This window comes from Microlunatus capsulatus (assembly GCF_017876495.1).
Classification (GTDB): domain Bacteria; phylum Actinomycetota; class Actinomycetes; order Propionibacteriales; family Propionibacteriaceae; genus Microlunatus; species Microlunatus capsulatus.
This window is the reverse complement of sequence record NZ_JAGIOB010000001.1, coordinates 535,201-549,877: the sequence shown is the minus strand read 5'-3', so window position 1 is coordinate 549,877 and position 14,677 is coordinate 535,201. Positions and strand designations below refer to the sequence as shown.

The window sequence follows — 14,677 nt, the reverse complement described above, 5'->3', positions numbered from 1 at the left end:
GTGGCCGTGCAGACCAAGCAGCTCCGCATCCTCTCCACCGTCCTGCTCTCCTTCGCCGTGGGCCAGGCCGGCCTGGGCTCGGGCTACCTCGACGCGAGCGCGCGGGGGCTGCTCATCGCCCACCTGACCAACGCCTTCGCCGTCGTCGTGCTGTCGGTGCTGGCGGCGGTGTTCGGGCTGTCGGCGCGGCGCGCGGGCGGCCCGGGCTGGGTCTTCCTGCTGCCGGCGGCGCTGGCCGTGGTCTCGCTGGTCCAGCTGAGCCTCGGCTTCGCCGGCGTCCGCGGCGGGCACGTCTTCCTCGGCGTGCTCTTCCTCTGCGGGGTCACCACCTACTGCTCCTACACCTGGCGGCTGCTGCCGGTCCCCGGGCCTGCGCGGGGCTCCTCGGCCGCCTGAGACCGGCTGCCGTCCGAGGGCCCGGGAACTGTCGGAGCCGGACGTTAGGGTGCTGACGTGGCCGACCCGACCGACCTCCCCAGCCCCGACGACGCCCCGGCGGTGCCCGCCCAGGACGCGCCCGACGACGCCGCGCGCCACCGGCACCGCGAGCTGAGCGGCCTCCTCGACGAGGCCCGGTGGCGCTACCACGTGCTCGACGCCCCCACGATGTCCGACGGCGCGTTCGACGCGCTGATGCGCGAGCTCAGCGCCCTCGAGGACCGGTTCCCGGCGCTGCGCACCCCGGACTCGCCCACCCAGCAGGTCGGCGGTCCGCCGGCGGCCACGTTCGCGCCCGTCGAGCACGTGCAGCGGCTGCTCAGCCTCGACAACGTGTTCGACCGCGAGGAGCTGGAGCGCTGGGCCGCCCGGCCGGTCCGCGAGCTGGGGGAGCAGCGGGTGGCGCAGTCGGGCTACCTGTGCGAGCTGAAGGTCGACGGGCTGGCCCTCGACCTGGTCTACGAGCAGGGCCGGCTGGTCCGCGCGGCGACCCGCGGCGACGGCCGGGTGGGGGAGGACGTGACGGCGAACGTCCGCACCATCGTCAGCATCCCCGACGAGCTGCGCACCGACGAGCCGCCGGCGCTGCTGGAGGTCCGCGGCGAGGTCTACTTCGCCGTGGAGGAGTTCCGGGCGCTCAACGAGGCCCTCGTCGCCGACGGCAAGGCGCCGTTCGCCAACCCGCGCAACGCCGCCGCCGGCTCGCTGCGGCAGAAGGACCCCCGGGTCACCGCCAGCCGGCGGCTGGGCTTCGTCAGCCACGGCATCGGCGCCTGGGAGGGCCACGAGCGCAGCCGGCTCTCCGAGGCCTACGAGACGCTCGCGGACTGGGGTCTGCCCGTCAGCCCGCACCGCCGGCTCACCCCGACCCTCGACGACGTCTGGGCCTACATCGAGCACTTCGGGGAGCACCGGCACTCCGTCGAGCACGAGATCGACGGCGTCGTCGTCAAGCTGGACGAGCGGACCGTGCAGGACCAGCTGGGCTCGACCGCGAAGTCCCCGCGCTGGGCGATCGCCTTCAAGTTCCCGCCCGAGGAGGTGACCACCAAGCTGCTCTCCATCGACGTCAACGTGGGCCGCACCGGGCGGGTGACGCCGTTCGGGGTGATGGAGCCCGTGCTGGTGTCGGGGTCGACGGTCGGGATGGCCACGCTGCACAACGCGTCCGAGCTGGACCGCAAGGGCGTGCTGGTGGGGGACACCGTGGTGCTCCGCAAGGCCGGTGACGTCATCCCCGAGATCGTCGGCCCGGTGGTGGAGCTGCGCACCGGCGACGAGCACGCCTTCGTCATGCCGACCCACTGCCCGGCCTGCGGGACCGAGCTGCGGCACGAGAAGGAGGGCGACGCCGACCTGCGCTGCCCCAACCACCGCTCCTGCCCGGCGCAGCTGCGCGAGCGGCTCTTCCACGTGGCCAGCCGCGGCGCGCTCGACATCGAGAACCTCGGCTACCAGTCGGCCACCGCCCTGCTGGAGAGCGGCCTGCTGGCCGACGAGGGCGACCTCTTCGACCTCGACGAGGCCCGGCTCACCGGCGTCCCGTTCTTCACCACCACCGCGGGCCGGCTGACGGCCAACGGGGCCAAGCTGCTCACCAACCTCGAGGCCGCCAAGACCCGTCCGCTGGCCAAGTTCCTCGTCGCCCTGAGCATCCGCCACGTCGGGCCCTCGACCGCGCCCGACCTCGCCCGGGCGTTCGGCGACGTCGACGCCATCGCCGCGGCCAGCGCCGAGGAGCTGGCCGCCGTCGACGGGGTCGGGCCGACCATGGCGGCGACCATCGCCGAGTGGTTCGCCGTCGACTGGCACCGCGAGATCGTCGCCAAGTGGCAGCGGTCGGGCTGCGTGCTGCGCGAGGAGCCGCAGGAGCAGCGCGAGCAGACCCTCGCCGGGATCTCCGTCGTCGTGACCGGCTCGCTGGAGGGCTTCACCCGCGACAGCGCGGCCGAGGCCGTCACCTCGCGCGGGGGCAAGGTGGCCAGCTCGGTGTCGAAGAAGACGTCGTTCGTCGTCGTCGGGGAGTCACCCGGCTCCAAGGCCGACAAGGCCGTCGAGCTCAAGGTGCCCGTGCTGGCCGGCGCCGAGGGCTTCCGGGTGCTGCTCGAGCAGGGGCCCGAGGCGGCCGCGGCCGTCGCCACCCGCGGGGACGGCACCGAGGAGGATCCCGCGGTCGTGGAGGCCGCCGCGGCGGAGGCCAAGGCGGCGCGGGCCGCGAAGGCCAAGGCCACCCGGGCCGCCAAGGCGGCGGCGAAGGCCGAGGCGGCGGCCGAGACCGAGGCGGCGACCGGTGGAGCCGGGGCGACGGCCGAGCCGACGACGGCGACGGCCCAGGACGACACCACCCTCGACTAGCGGGCAGCGCCCGGCGGCGCCGGGACTACTCAGGCCTCGCCCATCACCAGCCCCTCGATGGTGTGCTTCTGGGTGATGGGGGTCAGCGTGTCGACGACCGGGCAGGCGAGGTGGTCGCGGACCCGCTGCGGCAAGGCCGCGTGGTAGCCGTGGGTGACGGCCAGGTCGTGGTGCTCGGCGTTGCCCGCGCCGGGCGCGTCGAGGCCCAGCACCAGCACGGGCCGGGACAGCGACGAGCGGTTCTGCGTCCCCCGGTGGATGGTCAGGGCCGAGCGCACCGAGATGTCGCCGCGCTGCGGGTACTTGCGGACGGCGCGCTCGGCGTAGCGCGGGTAGGCCGACTTCGGCGGGAACATCCCGTGGTCGAACTCCTCGGACCAGTCCCACTGGGTCCCGGGCGCGATCTCGAACGGGCCCATCTCGTCGGTGGTGTCCACGGCGGTGAGGTTGAAGGCCAGCGAGGTCAGCCGTCCGTGCTCCCGCGTCTCCTCGGGCATGGGGAAGTCCCGGTGCCACGGCTGGTTCATCGCGCCGGCGAAGGGGATGTCGAAGCCGACCTCGACGATCTGGTACTCCGGGCCCAGCACCGCCCCGGCGACGGCGCGCACCCAGGGGTGGTCGACGAGGTCGACGAAGCCGCGCAGCTGCTCGGGGTGGATCTCGACGTAGTAGCGGTTCGGCCCGCGGCCCACCGCGCCGCCCTCCCGGCTGCGCGCCTCGGCGAAGGCCGTCTCGATGTCCTCGCCCATCCGGTCGGCCCACTCCGGGGCGAACGCGCCCTTCTTGGCCGCGATCCCGTCGGTGTAGAGCGCCTCGACCACGGCCGCGGTCTCCGCGTCCGTCCCCGGCGGCACCGGCGGAGCGCCGCTCGGGCGCCTCTCGGTGATCGGCATCGTCCCCTCCTGTCGTCGTCGACCTGGTGGCGACCAACCTAGACCGGCGGGGCCGGCCGCTAGCGTGAGGTCGTGAGCGACCTCCGGCCGACCGCGGCCCAGCTGGCCTGGCAGCAGCTCGAGCTGGGCATGTTCGTCCACGTGGGCGTCAACACCTTCGCCGGGCGGGAGTGGTCGGACGGGACCCTGCCCGCCGCGAGCTTCGACCCGACGGCGCTGGACGCCGGCCAGTGGGTGGCCGCCGCGCAGGCGATGGGCGCGCGCTACCTGGTGCTGACGGCGAAGCACCACGACGGCTTCTGCCTGTGGCCGACCGCCACCACCGACTACTCGGTCGCCTCCTCGCCCTGGCGGGACGGCCGGGGCGACCTGGTGGCCGAGGTCGCCGAGGCCTGCCGCGCGGCGGGGCTGGTCTTCGGCGTCTACCTGTCCCCGTGGGACCGGCACGAGCCCCGCTACGCCGACCCGCCCGCCTACGACGCCTTCTACACCGCCCAGCTGCGCGAGCTCTGCACGCGCTATGGGCCGCTGGGCGAGATCTGGTTCGACGGCGCCGGCTCGGCGGGTCGCGTCTACGACTGGGACGCGATCATGGCCGTCGTCGAGGAGACCCAGCCCGACGCGATGGTCTTCACCATGGGCCGGCCGACGATCCGCTGGGTGGGCAACGAGGACGGCCTGGCCGGCGACCCGGTGCACTACGTCACCGACCGGACCGACCTCAACAGCTACGACGACGACGTCACCCATCTCGGCCGGCCCCGCTACCTGCCGCCCGAGTGCGACGTGTCCCTGCGCCGCGGGTGGTTCTGGGCGGCCGAGGACGAGCCCAAGTCCCTCGACCACCTGCTGGCCATCCACTACCGCTCGGTCGGCCGCGGGGCCAACCTGCTGCTGAACGTGCCGCCCGACGACCGGGGCCTGGTCCCCGACGCCGACGTGGCCCGGCTGCGGGCCTGGCGCGCCGAGCTCGACCGCTGCTTCGGCCGTCCCGTGGCCGCGGCCCTGGAGCTGGTCGCCGAGGACGGCGACCGCCGCACCTGGGCCGCCCGGCTGCCCCGTGAGGTGCGGCTGGACCACCTGCGGCTCCGCGAGGACTACCGGGAGGGGCAGCGCGTCGAGGGCCACGTCGTCCGGGCCGGGACGACCGAGCTGGCCTCGGGGCTGACGATCGGCCACCAGCGGGTGCACGCGTGCGCGCCGCTCACCACGGCGACGCTGGAGGTGGAGACGGTCGGCGCCGGCGCGCGGCTGGTGTCGCTCGAGGTCTTCGACACCGGTGGCGCCGCGGTCCCGGAGCCGGGCTACGTCGCCAGCACCGACGAGCCGACCTGATCCGCTGACCCGCGGGCTCCGGCCTAGGGCCGCCCGGCGTCCGCCGTCGCGAGCGGCCGCTCGCGGACCAGCAGCAGGAGCAGCGTGCTGGCCAGCACCACCGGCACCAGCAGCGCGAAGACCGGGGTGAGCGCGTCGTTGTAGGCCGCCGCGACCGCCTCCCGCACCGCCGACGGCAGGCCCGCGGCCAGGGCGGGGGTCAGGCTCCCGACGTCCACCCCGCCCACGGCGGGGACCCGGTCGGCGAGCAGCGCGCCGAGCCGGGCGGTGAACAGCGCGCCGACGAGCGCCGAGCCCGTGGTCACCCCGATCTCACGGAAGAAGCTGTTGGTGGCCGTGGCGGCGCCGACCGCGCCGTCGGGCGCGGTGTTCTGCACGACGACGACGAGCACCTCCCAGGCGCAGCCGATGCCCAGGCCCAGCACCAGCAGGTAGAGCCCGGCCAGCGGCAGCGGGGTGGTCGGCGTCAGGGTGGCCAGCAGCGCCAGCGCGGTGGCGACGAGGGCGGTGCCCACCAGCGGCAGCAGCTTGGTGCGCCCGGTGCGCCGGACCAGCTGCGCCGAGCCGACGGTGGACAGGGCCAGGCCGGCGACCAGCGTCAGCATCGCCATCCCGGCGGCGGTGGGACCCAGCCCGACCGCCATCTGGAGGTAGGTCGGCAGGTAGCCCAGGGTGCCGAACATGGCCGCGCCCATCACCAGGCCGGCGACCACCGCGGCGGTGAAGGTCCGGTCGCGGAACAGCGTCAGCGGGATCACGGGCTCGGCGGCCCGGCGCTCCACCAGCACGAGGACGACGGCGGCCGCCACGACGAGGGCGGCCAGCGCCAGGGCGCCCGGCGAGGTCCACGGCAGCCGGGTGCCGCCCCAGGAGACCAGCAGCACCAGGGCGGTGACGGCGACGGCGAGGGTCGCGGTGCCGGCGACGTCGAGCCGCACCCGCTCCGTCCGGCGCGGCGGCTCCCGCAGCAGCAGGGCCACCGCCAGCACGGCCAGGCCGCCCAGCGGCAGGTTGACCCAGAACGCCCACCGCCAGCCGACGCCCTCGGTGAGCCAGCCGCCGACCACCGGACCGGCGATCGCGCTGAGGGCGAAGACGGCGCCGATGGCGCTGAGGTAGGGCGCACGGTCCCGGGCCGGGACGGTGTCGGCGACGACGGACTGGACGAGCACGATGAGCCCGCCGCCGCCGAGCCCCTGCACCGCGCGGGCGGCGATGAGCGTGCCCATGTCGGTGCTCAGCCCGCCCAGCACCGAGCCGGCGACGAAGACGAGCATCCCGGCCAGCAGCACGGGCTTGCGGCCCAGCAGGTCGCTGAGCTTGCCGTAGACGGGCAGCGCGGCGGTGCCGGTCAGCATGTAGGCGGTGTTCACCCAGAGCATGTCCTGGACGCCGGACAGCTCGCCCACCACCGTCGGCAGGGCCGTGGCGAAGACGGTCTGGTCCAGCTCGGAGAGCAGCAGCGCGAGGGCGAGGCCGGTGAGCAGCAGCCAGAGCCGCGAGCGCGACGGGGCCGCTGCGTCGCCGTCGGACCCAGCGCCTGCGTCGGGGCCGGGACCGGGACCGGGGCCGGGCTCCACCCGCTCACCGGTCTCCGCGCTCACCCGGCCACCGTACGTGCGGCGCCGGCGGCTCAGCCGTACGCCGGCAGCCCGAGCAGCCGGTCGACGGTGGTGAAGCGGTAGCCGCGGGCGCGCAGCCGGTCGACGAGCGGGCCGACGGCGGCGACCGACGACGCCCGGTCACCGCCGCGGGCCTCGCGGCCGTCGTGCAGGATCAGGACCGACCCGGGGACCGTCCGCCCGGCGGCCGCCGCGGCGATCCGAGCGGGCGCGGGCTGCGCCACCTCCAGCAGGCTGCCGAAGGTGCCCGAGACCACCGACGAGCCCGACCGGGCGATGCCGCGGAGCACCCAGGGCCAGTGGCACAGCCACGGCGGCCGGTACAGCAGCGGGGTCACCCCGGCCACCTCCCGCAGCACCCGCTGGCCGCCGAGGATCTCGGCGTCCTGGCGCGGCTCGGTGAGGTAGCGGCCGAAGGCGTGGCTGAGGCTGTGGTTGCCGAGCACGTGGCCCTCGGCGACGACGCGCCGGGTGACGTCGGGGTGCCGCTCGGCGCAGCGGCCCACCTGGAAGAAGGTGCCGGGCACCTCGCGCTCGCCGAGGGTGTCCAGCAGCCGGCTGGTCCACGGCTCGTTCGGGCCGTCGTCGAAGGTCAGGGCGACCACCGGCTCGTGGTCCGGGCCGCGGTGGGGGAAGGGCCCGAAGACCTGGCTGGCGGAGCCGAACCCGGCCCGGTAGAGCGCGGCGAGCCCGGCCATCGAGGCGAGCGCCGAGGCGGCGCCGAGGGCGGGGTGGGGGCGGCTCACGAGCCGATGCCGAAGCCCCAGCTGCCGGTCATGGCGTGGTAGACGTACCAGCCGAGCAGGAAGACCGCGAGCATCGTGCCCAGCAGGGCGAGCCCGACCCAGATCCGCATCCGCCGCTTCTGCCGGGTGGTCGGCACCTGCAGCGGGCCCCACTCACCGAGCGTCGGCCGGACCCGCGGGGGCGTCGCCCCGTTCAGGTTGAGGTCGCTGAAGATCTTGGGCACGCGTCCACTCTAGTCGGGCGGCCGGGCCGGGGACCGGCCCCGCGGGGGCGTCGGCCGGGGCTCAGGGCTCCGACCACCAGCCCATCCCGTCGACGCCGTAGGCCACCAGCCCGAAGCGCAGCGCCCGGCCGGCGAGCACGACGGCGGCGAACCAGACCAGCCGCATCCGCGTCGCCCCGGCCAGCAGCGCGACGGCGTACAGCGGCGGGACGCCGACGACGGCGGCGACGAAGGTGATCGGCAGCCCCCAGCGCTTCTGCCCGACGAGGGCGAGCAGGGCCTGCAGGACGGCCCGGACGCGGGCCCGGGCCGGGCCCGCGGGCCGGCTCCGCAGGGCCGCACGCTTGTGCCGGATGCCCGGCAGGTTCTTGCCGCGGCGCACCCCGTAGAACAGCAGCACCTTGCCGATGGTCTGGCCGACGGCGATGCCCAGGGCGACCTCGACCGGGTCGACGGTCCGCGAGAGCTGGGTGGTGAAGACGTAGGCCTCGGCGTTGGCCAGCGGGATGATGGCCGACAGCACCCCGAAACCGATGGTCCCGAGCAGGGTGAGCACGTCGGCCCACCCCATCGCGGTCATCGTGCGACCGTACCGGACCCGGCCCCCGGCCGGGAGGGCTCGGCCGGGCTACTTCACCAGGGCGGCGAGGTGGTGCAGCCGGGCGATCTCGGAGTCGAGGAACGCGGGCCCGCCCAGCCGGCCGATGGCGATCACCCGGTCCCCGGTCAGCGGGGTGACCACGAGGGTCGTGTCGCCCCAGCCCGGGCTCCAGCCCGAGGGCAGGTCGACGCGGTGGGTGGCCTCGAAAGGCCCGAAGGTGGCCGCCACCTCCGGCGTCAGGTCGGGGGCCAGCGTCGTCGAGTAGACCACCCGGGTGCCGTCGCCCAGCTGCAGCAGCGTCGCCCAGTGCGAGCGGAAGACGACCGGGCAGAGCGAGACCAGCGTCTCGGCGGCGTGCACCGGGTCGGCGGTCATCCGCTCCAGCGCCTCGAGGTCGGACTGCAGGCCGCCGCCCTCGGGGTAGCGGGAGATCCACTCGACCTTGACGCCCTCCAGGGTCTGGCAGGCGGTGACGATGTTCTCGGGCAGCGCGCCCGGCGGCAGGTCGACGATGAAGTCGTCGACGACCACCCCGTCACCCTTCTCGACGATCTCGACGGCGTTGATGTCGCCGCCCACCCCGCCCATGGCGGTGGCGACCGCACCCAGGGAGCCGGGGCGGTCGGGCAGGCGCACGCGCATGAGGAACACGCCGACATCCTCGTCCATCGGCGTTACCGGTGGGTGACGCAGGCGTTCCGACACGGGACCCGTCCCGGCCCGTGGACAGCGCGGGCGGTGCCACCATGGTCGCCGTGCCCCGCTTCCGCCCGTTCCGCGCGCTCCGCTACGCCGTCGACGACCTGGCCCTGGTGACCGCGCCGCCCTACGACGTGATGGCCGAGGCCGAGGTCCGCGAGCGCGGGGACCGCTCACCGCACGCCGTGGTGCACGTCGACGTCCCGCTGGACGGCGACGACCGCTACGAGCGGGCGGCCGAGCGGCTGCGGGCCTGGCGGGCCGACGGCGTGCTGGTCGAGGACCCGGCGCCGTCGTTCACGCTCTACCGGCTGCGGTTCACCGACGCGGCGGGCGCCGCGCGCGACCTGGTCGGCGTGCTCGGCGGGCTGGAGGTCGTCGACGAGGGGGCCGGCGGGGTGCTGCCGCACGAGCGGACCACCCCCAAGGCGTCGACCGACCGGCTGGACCTGACGCGGGCCACCCGGGCGAACCTGTCCCCGGTCTGGGGGCTCTCGCTGGCCACCGGGCTCACCGCGCTGCTCCGCGAGCCGGGCGAGGTGCTGGGCCGCGTCGTCGAGGACGGCGTCGAGCACGTCGTCGAGCGGGTCGACGACCCGGCGCGGGTGGCCGCCATCGCCGCCGCCGTCGCCGTCGACGACGTGCTGGTCGCCGACGGGCACCACCGCTACGCCGTCAGCCGCACCTACCGCGACGAGGTCCGGGCCGTCACCGGTGGCGACGCCGGTCCCGCGGAGGAGACGCTGGCCTTCGTCGGCGAGCTGGTGCCCGAGCAGCTCAGCGTGGCCGCGATCCACCGGCTCTACGCCGACGTCGACCCCGCGGTGCTGCGGGAGGCGCTGGCCCGCCGCTTCGACCTCGCCCCGGTCGACCCGCCCGGGCCGGGCACCCTGGCCGCCATGGCCGAGGAGGGCTTCCTCACCCTCGTCGAGCCCGGCGCCACCTGGGCCCTGACCCCGCGGCCCGGCGCCTTCGACGGCGTCCGGGCCCTCGACGGCGGCTGGCTGGAGACGGCGCTGGCCGACGTGGCGCACACCGTCAGCTACCAGCACGGCCTGGACCCCGTGCTGGCCGCGGTGCAGGACGGGCAGGCTGCCGCCGCCGTGCTCATCCGCCCGGTCGGCATCGCCGAGATCGAGCGGACTGCCCGCGAGGGCCTGCTGATGCCGCCCAAGTCGACGTTCTTCACCCCGAAGCTGCGGACCGGCTTCGTGCTGCGGCCCCTGGAGGGCTGAAGGCCTCAGGCCAGCAGGCCGCTGAGGTCGAGGACCAGCAGCACCGCGCCCAGCAGGAACGGCACGCCCAGGACGACGGCGTGCACCAGCCGCTGCTCGACGAGCACGGCGGCGAACTCGCGCAGGAAGGCGCTGGGCACGTAGTAGCGGGCGGTCGGGGAGCCCACGACCTGGGTGTCCAGGCCGAGGTCGCGGGCGATCATCGCCGCCCGCAGCGTGTGGTAGCTGTTCGTCACCGCGAGCGCCGGACCGGGCCGGCCCGCACCGGCCTGCACCGCGGCCGCCAGCACGAGGTTCTCCCGGGTGGTGGTGGCCCGGTCCTCGGGGAGGACGTCGGCCGGGTCCGCGCCCTGGGCCAGGAGGTACTCCGCCATGGCCGTCGCCTCGGCCCGGGTCTCGTCGGCGCCCTGGCCGCCGGAGGGGATCAGCAGCGGTGCCCGACCGGTGGTCGCCGCGGTCCGCCGGTAGACCTGCAGGGCCTTGTCGAGCCGGCTGCGCAGCAGCGGCGGCACCCGGCCGTCGATGATCTTGGACCCCAGCACGACCACGGCCTCGGGCGGGCTCTCGATCGCCGTCCGCCCGTAGACCAGGGAGTAGACGAGGAAGGCGACGAAGACGACGCCGAGGTAGCTGGACACGAAGACCAGCGCGGCCGAGAGCAGCACGCCGACGCGCAGGCCGCTGCTCAGCAGCAGGACGGCCACCACGGGCACGGCCAGCACGGCCAGGCCTGCCACCAGGGACAGCAGGTTGGCGAGGCTCCGGCCCTCCTTGCGCACCATCGTCAGCCCGTTGGCGATGAGGAAGCCCGCCAGCACGAGGACGGCGGCCGGCAGCAGGGCGAGCAGGGCGACCACGGCCAGTCCCAGCACCGGCACCTGCTCCACCAGCAGCGTCAGCACCCCGACCAGGCCGAAGAACAGGGCGGCGACGAGGAAGAAGCCGTTGCGCAGCAGCCGGCGGTCGCGGCGCCGGAAGACGACGTAGAGGACGGCGAACACCGCGGCCAGGACGATGCTCGTCATGGGCGGACCGTACCTGGCGCCGGTGAGCGGGCGGGGGAGCGCGGGCCCGACGCACCTAGGATGAGCGGGCACTGCACCCGATGGCACGAGGGAGAACTGACCGAGGTGGCACTCACACCGAACGACGTGGCCGACCTGGCCCGGCTGGCCCGGATCGAGCTGACCGACGACGAGCTGGAGCTGCTCGCGCCGCAGCTGGACGTGATCCTGGAGTCGGTGGCCCACGTCGCCGACGTGGCGGCCGAGGACATCCCGCCGACGTCGCACGCGCTGCCGCTGACGAACGTGTTCCGCGCCGACGTCGTGCAGCCGTCGCTGCCCCGGGAGCAGGTCCTCGCCGGGGCCCCGGCCGCCGAGCAGGACCGCTTCCGCGTGCCCCGGATCCTGGGGGAGGACGCGTGAGCGACACCCTGCGTGCCACCGCCGCGGAGCTGGCCGGCCGGATCGCCTCCGGCGAGCAGAGCGCCGTCGAGGTCACCCGCGCGCACCTGGACCGGATCGAGGCCGTCGAGCCGGCCGTGCACGCCTTCCTGCACGTGGACGGCGAGCGCGCCCTCGCGGCCGCGGCCGCCGTCGACGCCAAGCGCGGCCGCGGCGAGGCCCTCGGCCCGCTGGCCGGCGTGCCGCTGGCCCTCAAGGACGTGCTGACCATGACCGGGGCGCCGACGACCTGCGGGTCACGGGTGCTCGAGGGCTGGTACCCGCCCTACAACGCGACGGTCACCCAGCGGCTGCTGGACGCCGACCTCGTCGTGCTGGGCAAGACGAACCTCGACGAGTTCGCCATGGGCTCCTCCACGGAGAACTCCGCCTACGGGCCCACCCACAACCCCTGGGACCTCGACCGGATCCCCGGCGGCTCCGGCGGCGGCTCGGCCGCAGCGCTGGCAGCCTTCGAGGCCCCGCTCTCCATCGGCACCGACACCGGCGGCTCGATCCGCCAGCCGGCGTCGGTCACCGGCACGGTCGGGGTGAAGCCGACCTACGGCGGCACCTCCCGTTACGGCCTGGTCGCGCTGGCCTCCAGCCTCGACCAGCCCGGGCCCTGCGCCCGGACCGTCCTGGACGCGGCGCTGCTGCACCAGGTCATCGCCGGCCACGACCCCCGCGACTCCACCTCCATCGACGCGCCCGTCCCCGACGTCGTCGGCGCCGCCCGCTCGGGCGACGTCGCCGGCATGCGGATCGGCGTCGTGAAGGAGCTGAGCGGCGAGGGCTACGCGCCCGGGGTCGAGCAGCGCTTCGCCGAGTCGGTGGCGCTGCTGTCCTCGCTGGGCGCCGAGATCGTCGAGGTCTCCTGCCCGCACTTCGTCTACGCCATGCCCGCCTACTACCTCATCCTGCCCAGCGAGGCCTCGTCCAACCTCGCCAAGTTCGACGCGATGCGGTTCGGCCTGCGGGTCGGCGACGACGGCACCCTGAGCGCCGAGCAGGTGATGGCCGCGACCCGCGAGGCCGGCTTCGGCGCCGAGGTGAAGCGCCGCATCATCATCGGCACCTACGCGCTGTCCAGCGGCTACTACGACGCCTACTACGGGCAGGCGCAGAAGGTCCGGACGCTGATCAGCCGCGACTTCGAGGCCGCGTTCAGCGCCGCCGACGTGCTGATCTCCCCCTCCACCCCGACGACCGCCTTCAAGCTGGGCGAGAAGGTCGACGACCCGCTGGCCATGTACATGAACGACCTCTGCACCATCCCGTCCAACCTCGCCGGCAACGCGAGCGCGTCGTTCCCCGTGGGCCTGGCCCCCGAGGACGGCCTGCCCGTCGGGCTGCAGGTGATGGCCCCGCCGCTGGCCGACGACCGGCTCTACCGGGTCGGCGCCGCGCTGGAGCGCGCGCTCACCGCGCAGTGGGGCGGCGCCCTGCTGGACCGCATCCCGCCGCTCCCCGAGGCGGTGTCCGCATGAGCGACGCGGTGATGGCCTACGACGAGGCGATGGCGACCTTCGACCCCGTGCTGGGGCTGGAGGTGCACGTCGAGCTCAACACGGCGTCGAAGATGTTCTGCGGCTGCTCGACGGAGTTCGGCGCCGAGCCGAACACCCAGGTCTGCCCGGTCTGCCTCGGCCTGCCCGGTGCGCTGCCGGTGGTGAACGCGAAGGCGATCGAGTCGGCGATCCGGATCGGGCTGGCGCTGAACTGCTCCATCGCGGAGTGGTGCCGGTTCGCGCGGAAGAACTACTTCTACCCCGACCAGCCGAAGAACTACCAGATCTCCCAGTACGACGAGCCCATCGCCTACGACGGCTGGGCCGAGGTCGAGGTGGACGGCCAGACGTACCGCATCGAGATCGAGCGCGCGCACATGGAGGAGGACACGGGGAAGTCGCTGCACGTCGGCGGCGCCACCGGCCGCATCCACGGCGCCGACCACTCGCTGCTCGACTACAACCGCTCCGGCGTGCCGCTGATCGAGATCGTCACCAAGCCGATCGAGGGCGCGGGGGACAAGGCGCCGGAGGTGGCGCGGGCCTACGTCGCCATGCTCCGCGACCTGCTGCGCGCGCTCGGCGTCTCCGACGTCCGGATGGAGCAGGGCTCGCTGCGCTGCGACGCCAACGTCTCGCTGCGGCCGACCCCGGAGTCCCCGCTGGGCACCCGGACCGAGACCAAGAACGTCAACTCGCTGCGCAGCGTCGAGCGGGCCGTCCGCTACGAGCTCACCCGTCAGGCCGCGCTGCTGGCGTCCGGTGGCCGGGTGAAGCAGGAGACCCGGCACTGGCAGGAGGGCTCGGGGACGACCTCGCCGGGCCGCTCCAAGGAGCAGGCGGAGGAGTACCGCTACTTCCCCGACCCCGACCTGGTGCCGGTGGCGCCGTCGCGGGCGTGGGTCGAGGAGCTGCGCGGCACGCTGCCCGAGCCGCCGGCCGAGCGGCTGAAGCGGATGAGCGCCGAGTGGGGCTTCTCCGACCTCGAGCTGCGCGACGTCGTCAACGCGGGTGCGCTGGACGCCATCGAGGCGACGGTCGCGGCCGGGGCCTCGCCGCAGTCGGCGCGCAAGTGGTGGCTGACCGAGCTGGCCCGGCGCGCCAACGAGCAGGGCGTCGAGCTGGAGGAGACCGGCGTGACCCCCGCCCAGGTGGCGGAGATCCAGGCGCTGGTCGAGGCGGGCACCATCAACGACAAGCTCGCCCGGCAGGTCTTCGACGGCGTCATCGCCGGTGAGGGCACCCCGGCCGAGGTCGTCGAGCGGCGTGGCCTGGCTGTCGTCTCCGACGAGGGGGCGCTGGGCGCTGCCGTCGACGCGGCCATCGCCGCCAACCCGGGCGTCGCCGACAAGGTGCGGTCCGGCAAGGTGCAGGCCGCCGGCGCGCTGATCGGCGCCGTGATGAAGGAGATGCGCGGGCAGGCCGACGCCGGCCGGGTCCGCGAGCTCATCCTGGAGCGGCTGGCCTGACCGACTGCGCGCTCCAGCAGGTTCGGGAGACCCCGACGCCTGCTGGAGCGCGCAGTCGCTCGCCGTCGTCCACAGATCGCTGACCGGATCGCGCGCCCGACGTC

Annotated in this window: 13 protein-coding genes and 1 pseudogene; 7 read left to right on the top strand and 7 right to left on the bottom strand. The window is 74.8% G+C overall.

Annotated elements, in window-relative coordinates; genetic code table 11:
* Positions 1–6 precede the first annotated feature (6 nt).
* Both JOF54_RS02520 and ligA read left to right on the top strand, forming a co-directional pair.
* Positions 7–396: a hypothetical protein gene (locus tag JOF54_RS02520; protein ID WP_210052703.1), complete on the top strand. Its 390-nt coding sequence runs from the start codon at positions 7–9 to the stop codon at positions 394–396.
* 102 nt (positions 397–498) lie between these two features.
* Positions 499–2,559 (top strand): annotated as a pseudogene (gene ligA, locus JOF54_RS02515) (NAD-dependent DNA ligase LigA); the annotation flags it as partial.
* A 263-nt stretch (positions 2,560–2,822) separates the two neighbouring features.
* On the opposite strand, the gene JOF54_RS02510 reads toward ligA, so the two are convergent.
* A complete protein-coding gene (locus JOF54_RS02510) occupies positions 2,823–3,686 on the bottom strand; it encodes a phytanoyl-CoA dioxygenase family protein (protein WP_210052700.1) in 864 nt (287 codons plus the stop codon).
* Positions 3,687–3,758: 72 nt separating this feature from the next.
* On the opposite strand from JOF54_RS02510, the gene JOF54_RS02505 reads away from it, so the two are divergent.
* Positions 3,759–5,021, top strand: coding sequence for an alpha-L-fucosidase (locus JOF54_RS02505; RefSeq protein WP_307803751.1), 1,263 nt, complete (start codon positions 3,759–3,761; stop codon positions 5,019–5,021).
* A 23-nt stretch (positions 5,022–5,044) separates the two neighbouring features.
* Here JOF54_RS02505 and JOF54_RS02500 read toward each other — a convergent pair whose 3' ends face one another.
* From JOF54_RS02500 to JOF54_RS02480, 5 genes are all read right to left on the bottom strand, one after another.
* Complete coding sequence (locus JOF54_RS02500) at positions 5,045–6,625, bottom strand: MFS transporter (RefSeq protein ID WP_210052699.1); 1,581 nt, start codon at positions 6,623–6,625, stop codon at positions 5,045–5,047.
* Positions 6,626–6,654: 29 nt separating this feature from the next.
* Entirely contained in the window at positions 6,655–7,389 is a 735-nt protein-coding gene (locus JOF54_RS02495; RefSeq protein WP_210052697.1) for a polysaccharide deacetylase family protein, read from the bottom strand.
* Complete coding sequence (locus tag JOF54_RS02490) at positions 7,386–7,613, bottom strand: hypothetical protein (RefSeq protein WP_210052695.1); 228 nt, start codon at positions 7,611–7,613, stop codon at positions 7,386–7,388. The genes JOF54_RS02495 and JOF54_RS02490 overlap by 4 nt, the downstream gene beginning before the upstream one ends.
* A 61-nt stretch (positions 7,614–7,674) precedes the next feature.
* Positions 7,675–8,193 (bottom strand): hypothetical protein, encoded by a 519-nt coding sequence (locus tag JOF54_RS02485; protein ID WP_210052693.1) that lies wholly within the window; start codon positions 8,191–8,193, stop codon positions 7,675–7,677.
* Between the two features lie 48 nt (positions 8,194–8,241).
* Positions 8,242–8,856, bottom strand: a complete 615-nt coding sequence (locus tag JOF54_RS02480; protein WP_245358659.1) for an ACT domain-containing protein — start codon at positions 8,854–8,856, stop codon at positions 8,242–8,244.
* A 113-nt stretch (positions 8,857–8,969) separates the two neighbouring features.
* On the opposite strand from JOF54_RS02480, the gene JOF54_RS02475 reads away from it, so the two are divergent.
* Positions 8,970–10,148, top strand: coding sequence for a DUF1015 family protein (locus JOF54_RS02475; RefSeq protein ID WP_307803749.1), 1,179 nt, complete (start codon positions 8,970–8,972; stop codon positions 10,146–10,148).
* A gap of 5 nt (positions 10,149–10,153) precedes the next feature.
* On the opposite strand, the gene JOF54_RS02470 is transcribed toward JOF54_RS02475, so the two are convergent.
* Positions 10,154–11,173, bottom strand: a complete 1,020-nt coding sequence (locus JOF54_RS02470) for a YdcF family protein (protein ID WP_210052687.1) — start codon at positions 11,171–11,173, stop codon at positions 10,154–10,156.
* Between the two features lie 60 nt (positions 11,174–11,233).
* Here JOF54_RS02470 and gatC point away from each other — a divergent pair, with 60 nt between their 5' ends.
* From gatC to gatB, 3 genes are read left to right on the top strand one after another with little or no spacing between them, the layout of a single operon-like run.
* Entirely contained in the window at positions 11,234–11,575 is a 342-nt protein-coding gene (gatC, locus tag JOF54_RS02465) for an Asp-tRNA(Asn)/Glu-tRNA(Gln) amidotransferase subunit GatC (protein WP_210052685.1), read from the top strand.
* Positions 11,572–13,083 (top strand): Asp-tRNA(Asn)/Glu-tRNA(Gln) amidotransferase subunit GatA, encoded by a 1,512-nt coding sequence (gene gatA / locus JOF54_RS02460; RefSeq protein ID WP_210052684.1) that lies wholly within the window; start codon positions 11,572–11,574, stop codon positions 13,081–13,083. Before gatC ends, gatA begins: the two co-directional genes overlap by 4 nt.
* Positions 13,080–14,573, top strand: a complete 1,494-nt coding sequence (gatB, locus tag JOF54_RS02455) for an Asp-tRNA(Asn)/Glu-tRNA(Gln) amidotransferase subunit GatB (protein ID WP_210052681.1) — start codon at positions 13,080–13,082, stop codon at positions 14,571–14,573. The genes gatA and gatB overlap by 4 nt, the downstream gene beginning before the upstream one ends.
* Positions 14,574–14,677 lie beyond the last annotated feature (104 nt).

Coding starts and splice junctions, on each gene's coding strand:
- JOF54_RS02480 (WP_245358659.1), bottom strand. CDS start 8,856: ATGCGCGTGCGCCTGCCCGACCGCCCCGGCTCCCTGGGTGCGGTCGCC.
- JOF54_RS02485 (WP_210052693.1), bottom strand. CDS start 8,193: ATGACCGCGATGGGGTGGGCCGACGTGCTCACCCTGCTCGGGACCATC.
- gatB (WP_210052681.1), top strand. CDS start 13,080: ATGAGCGACGCGGTGATGGCCTACGACGAGGCGATGGCGACCTTCGAC.
- JOF54_RS02470 (WP_210052687.1), bottom strand. CDS start 11,173: ATGACGAGCATCGTCCTGGCCGCGGTGTTCGCCGTCCTCTACGTCGTC.
- gatC (WP_210052685.1), top strand. CDS start 11,234: ATGAGCGGGCACTGCACCCGATGGCACGAGGGAGAACTGACCGAGGTG.
- JOF54_RS02510 (WP_210052700.1), bottom strand. CDS start 3,686: ATGCCGATCACCGAGAGGCGCCCGAGCGGCGCTCCGCCGGTGCCGCCG.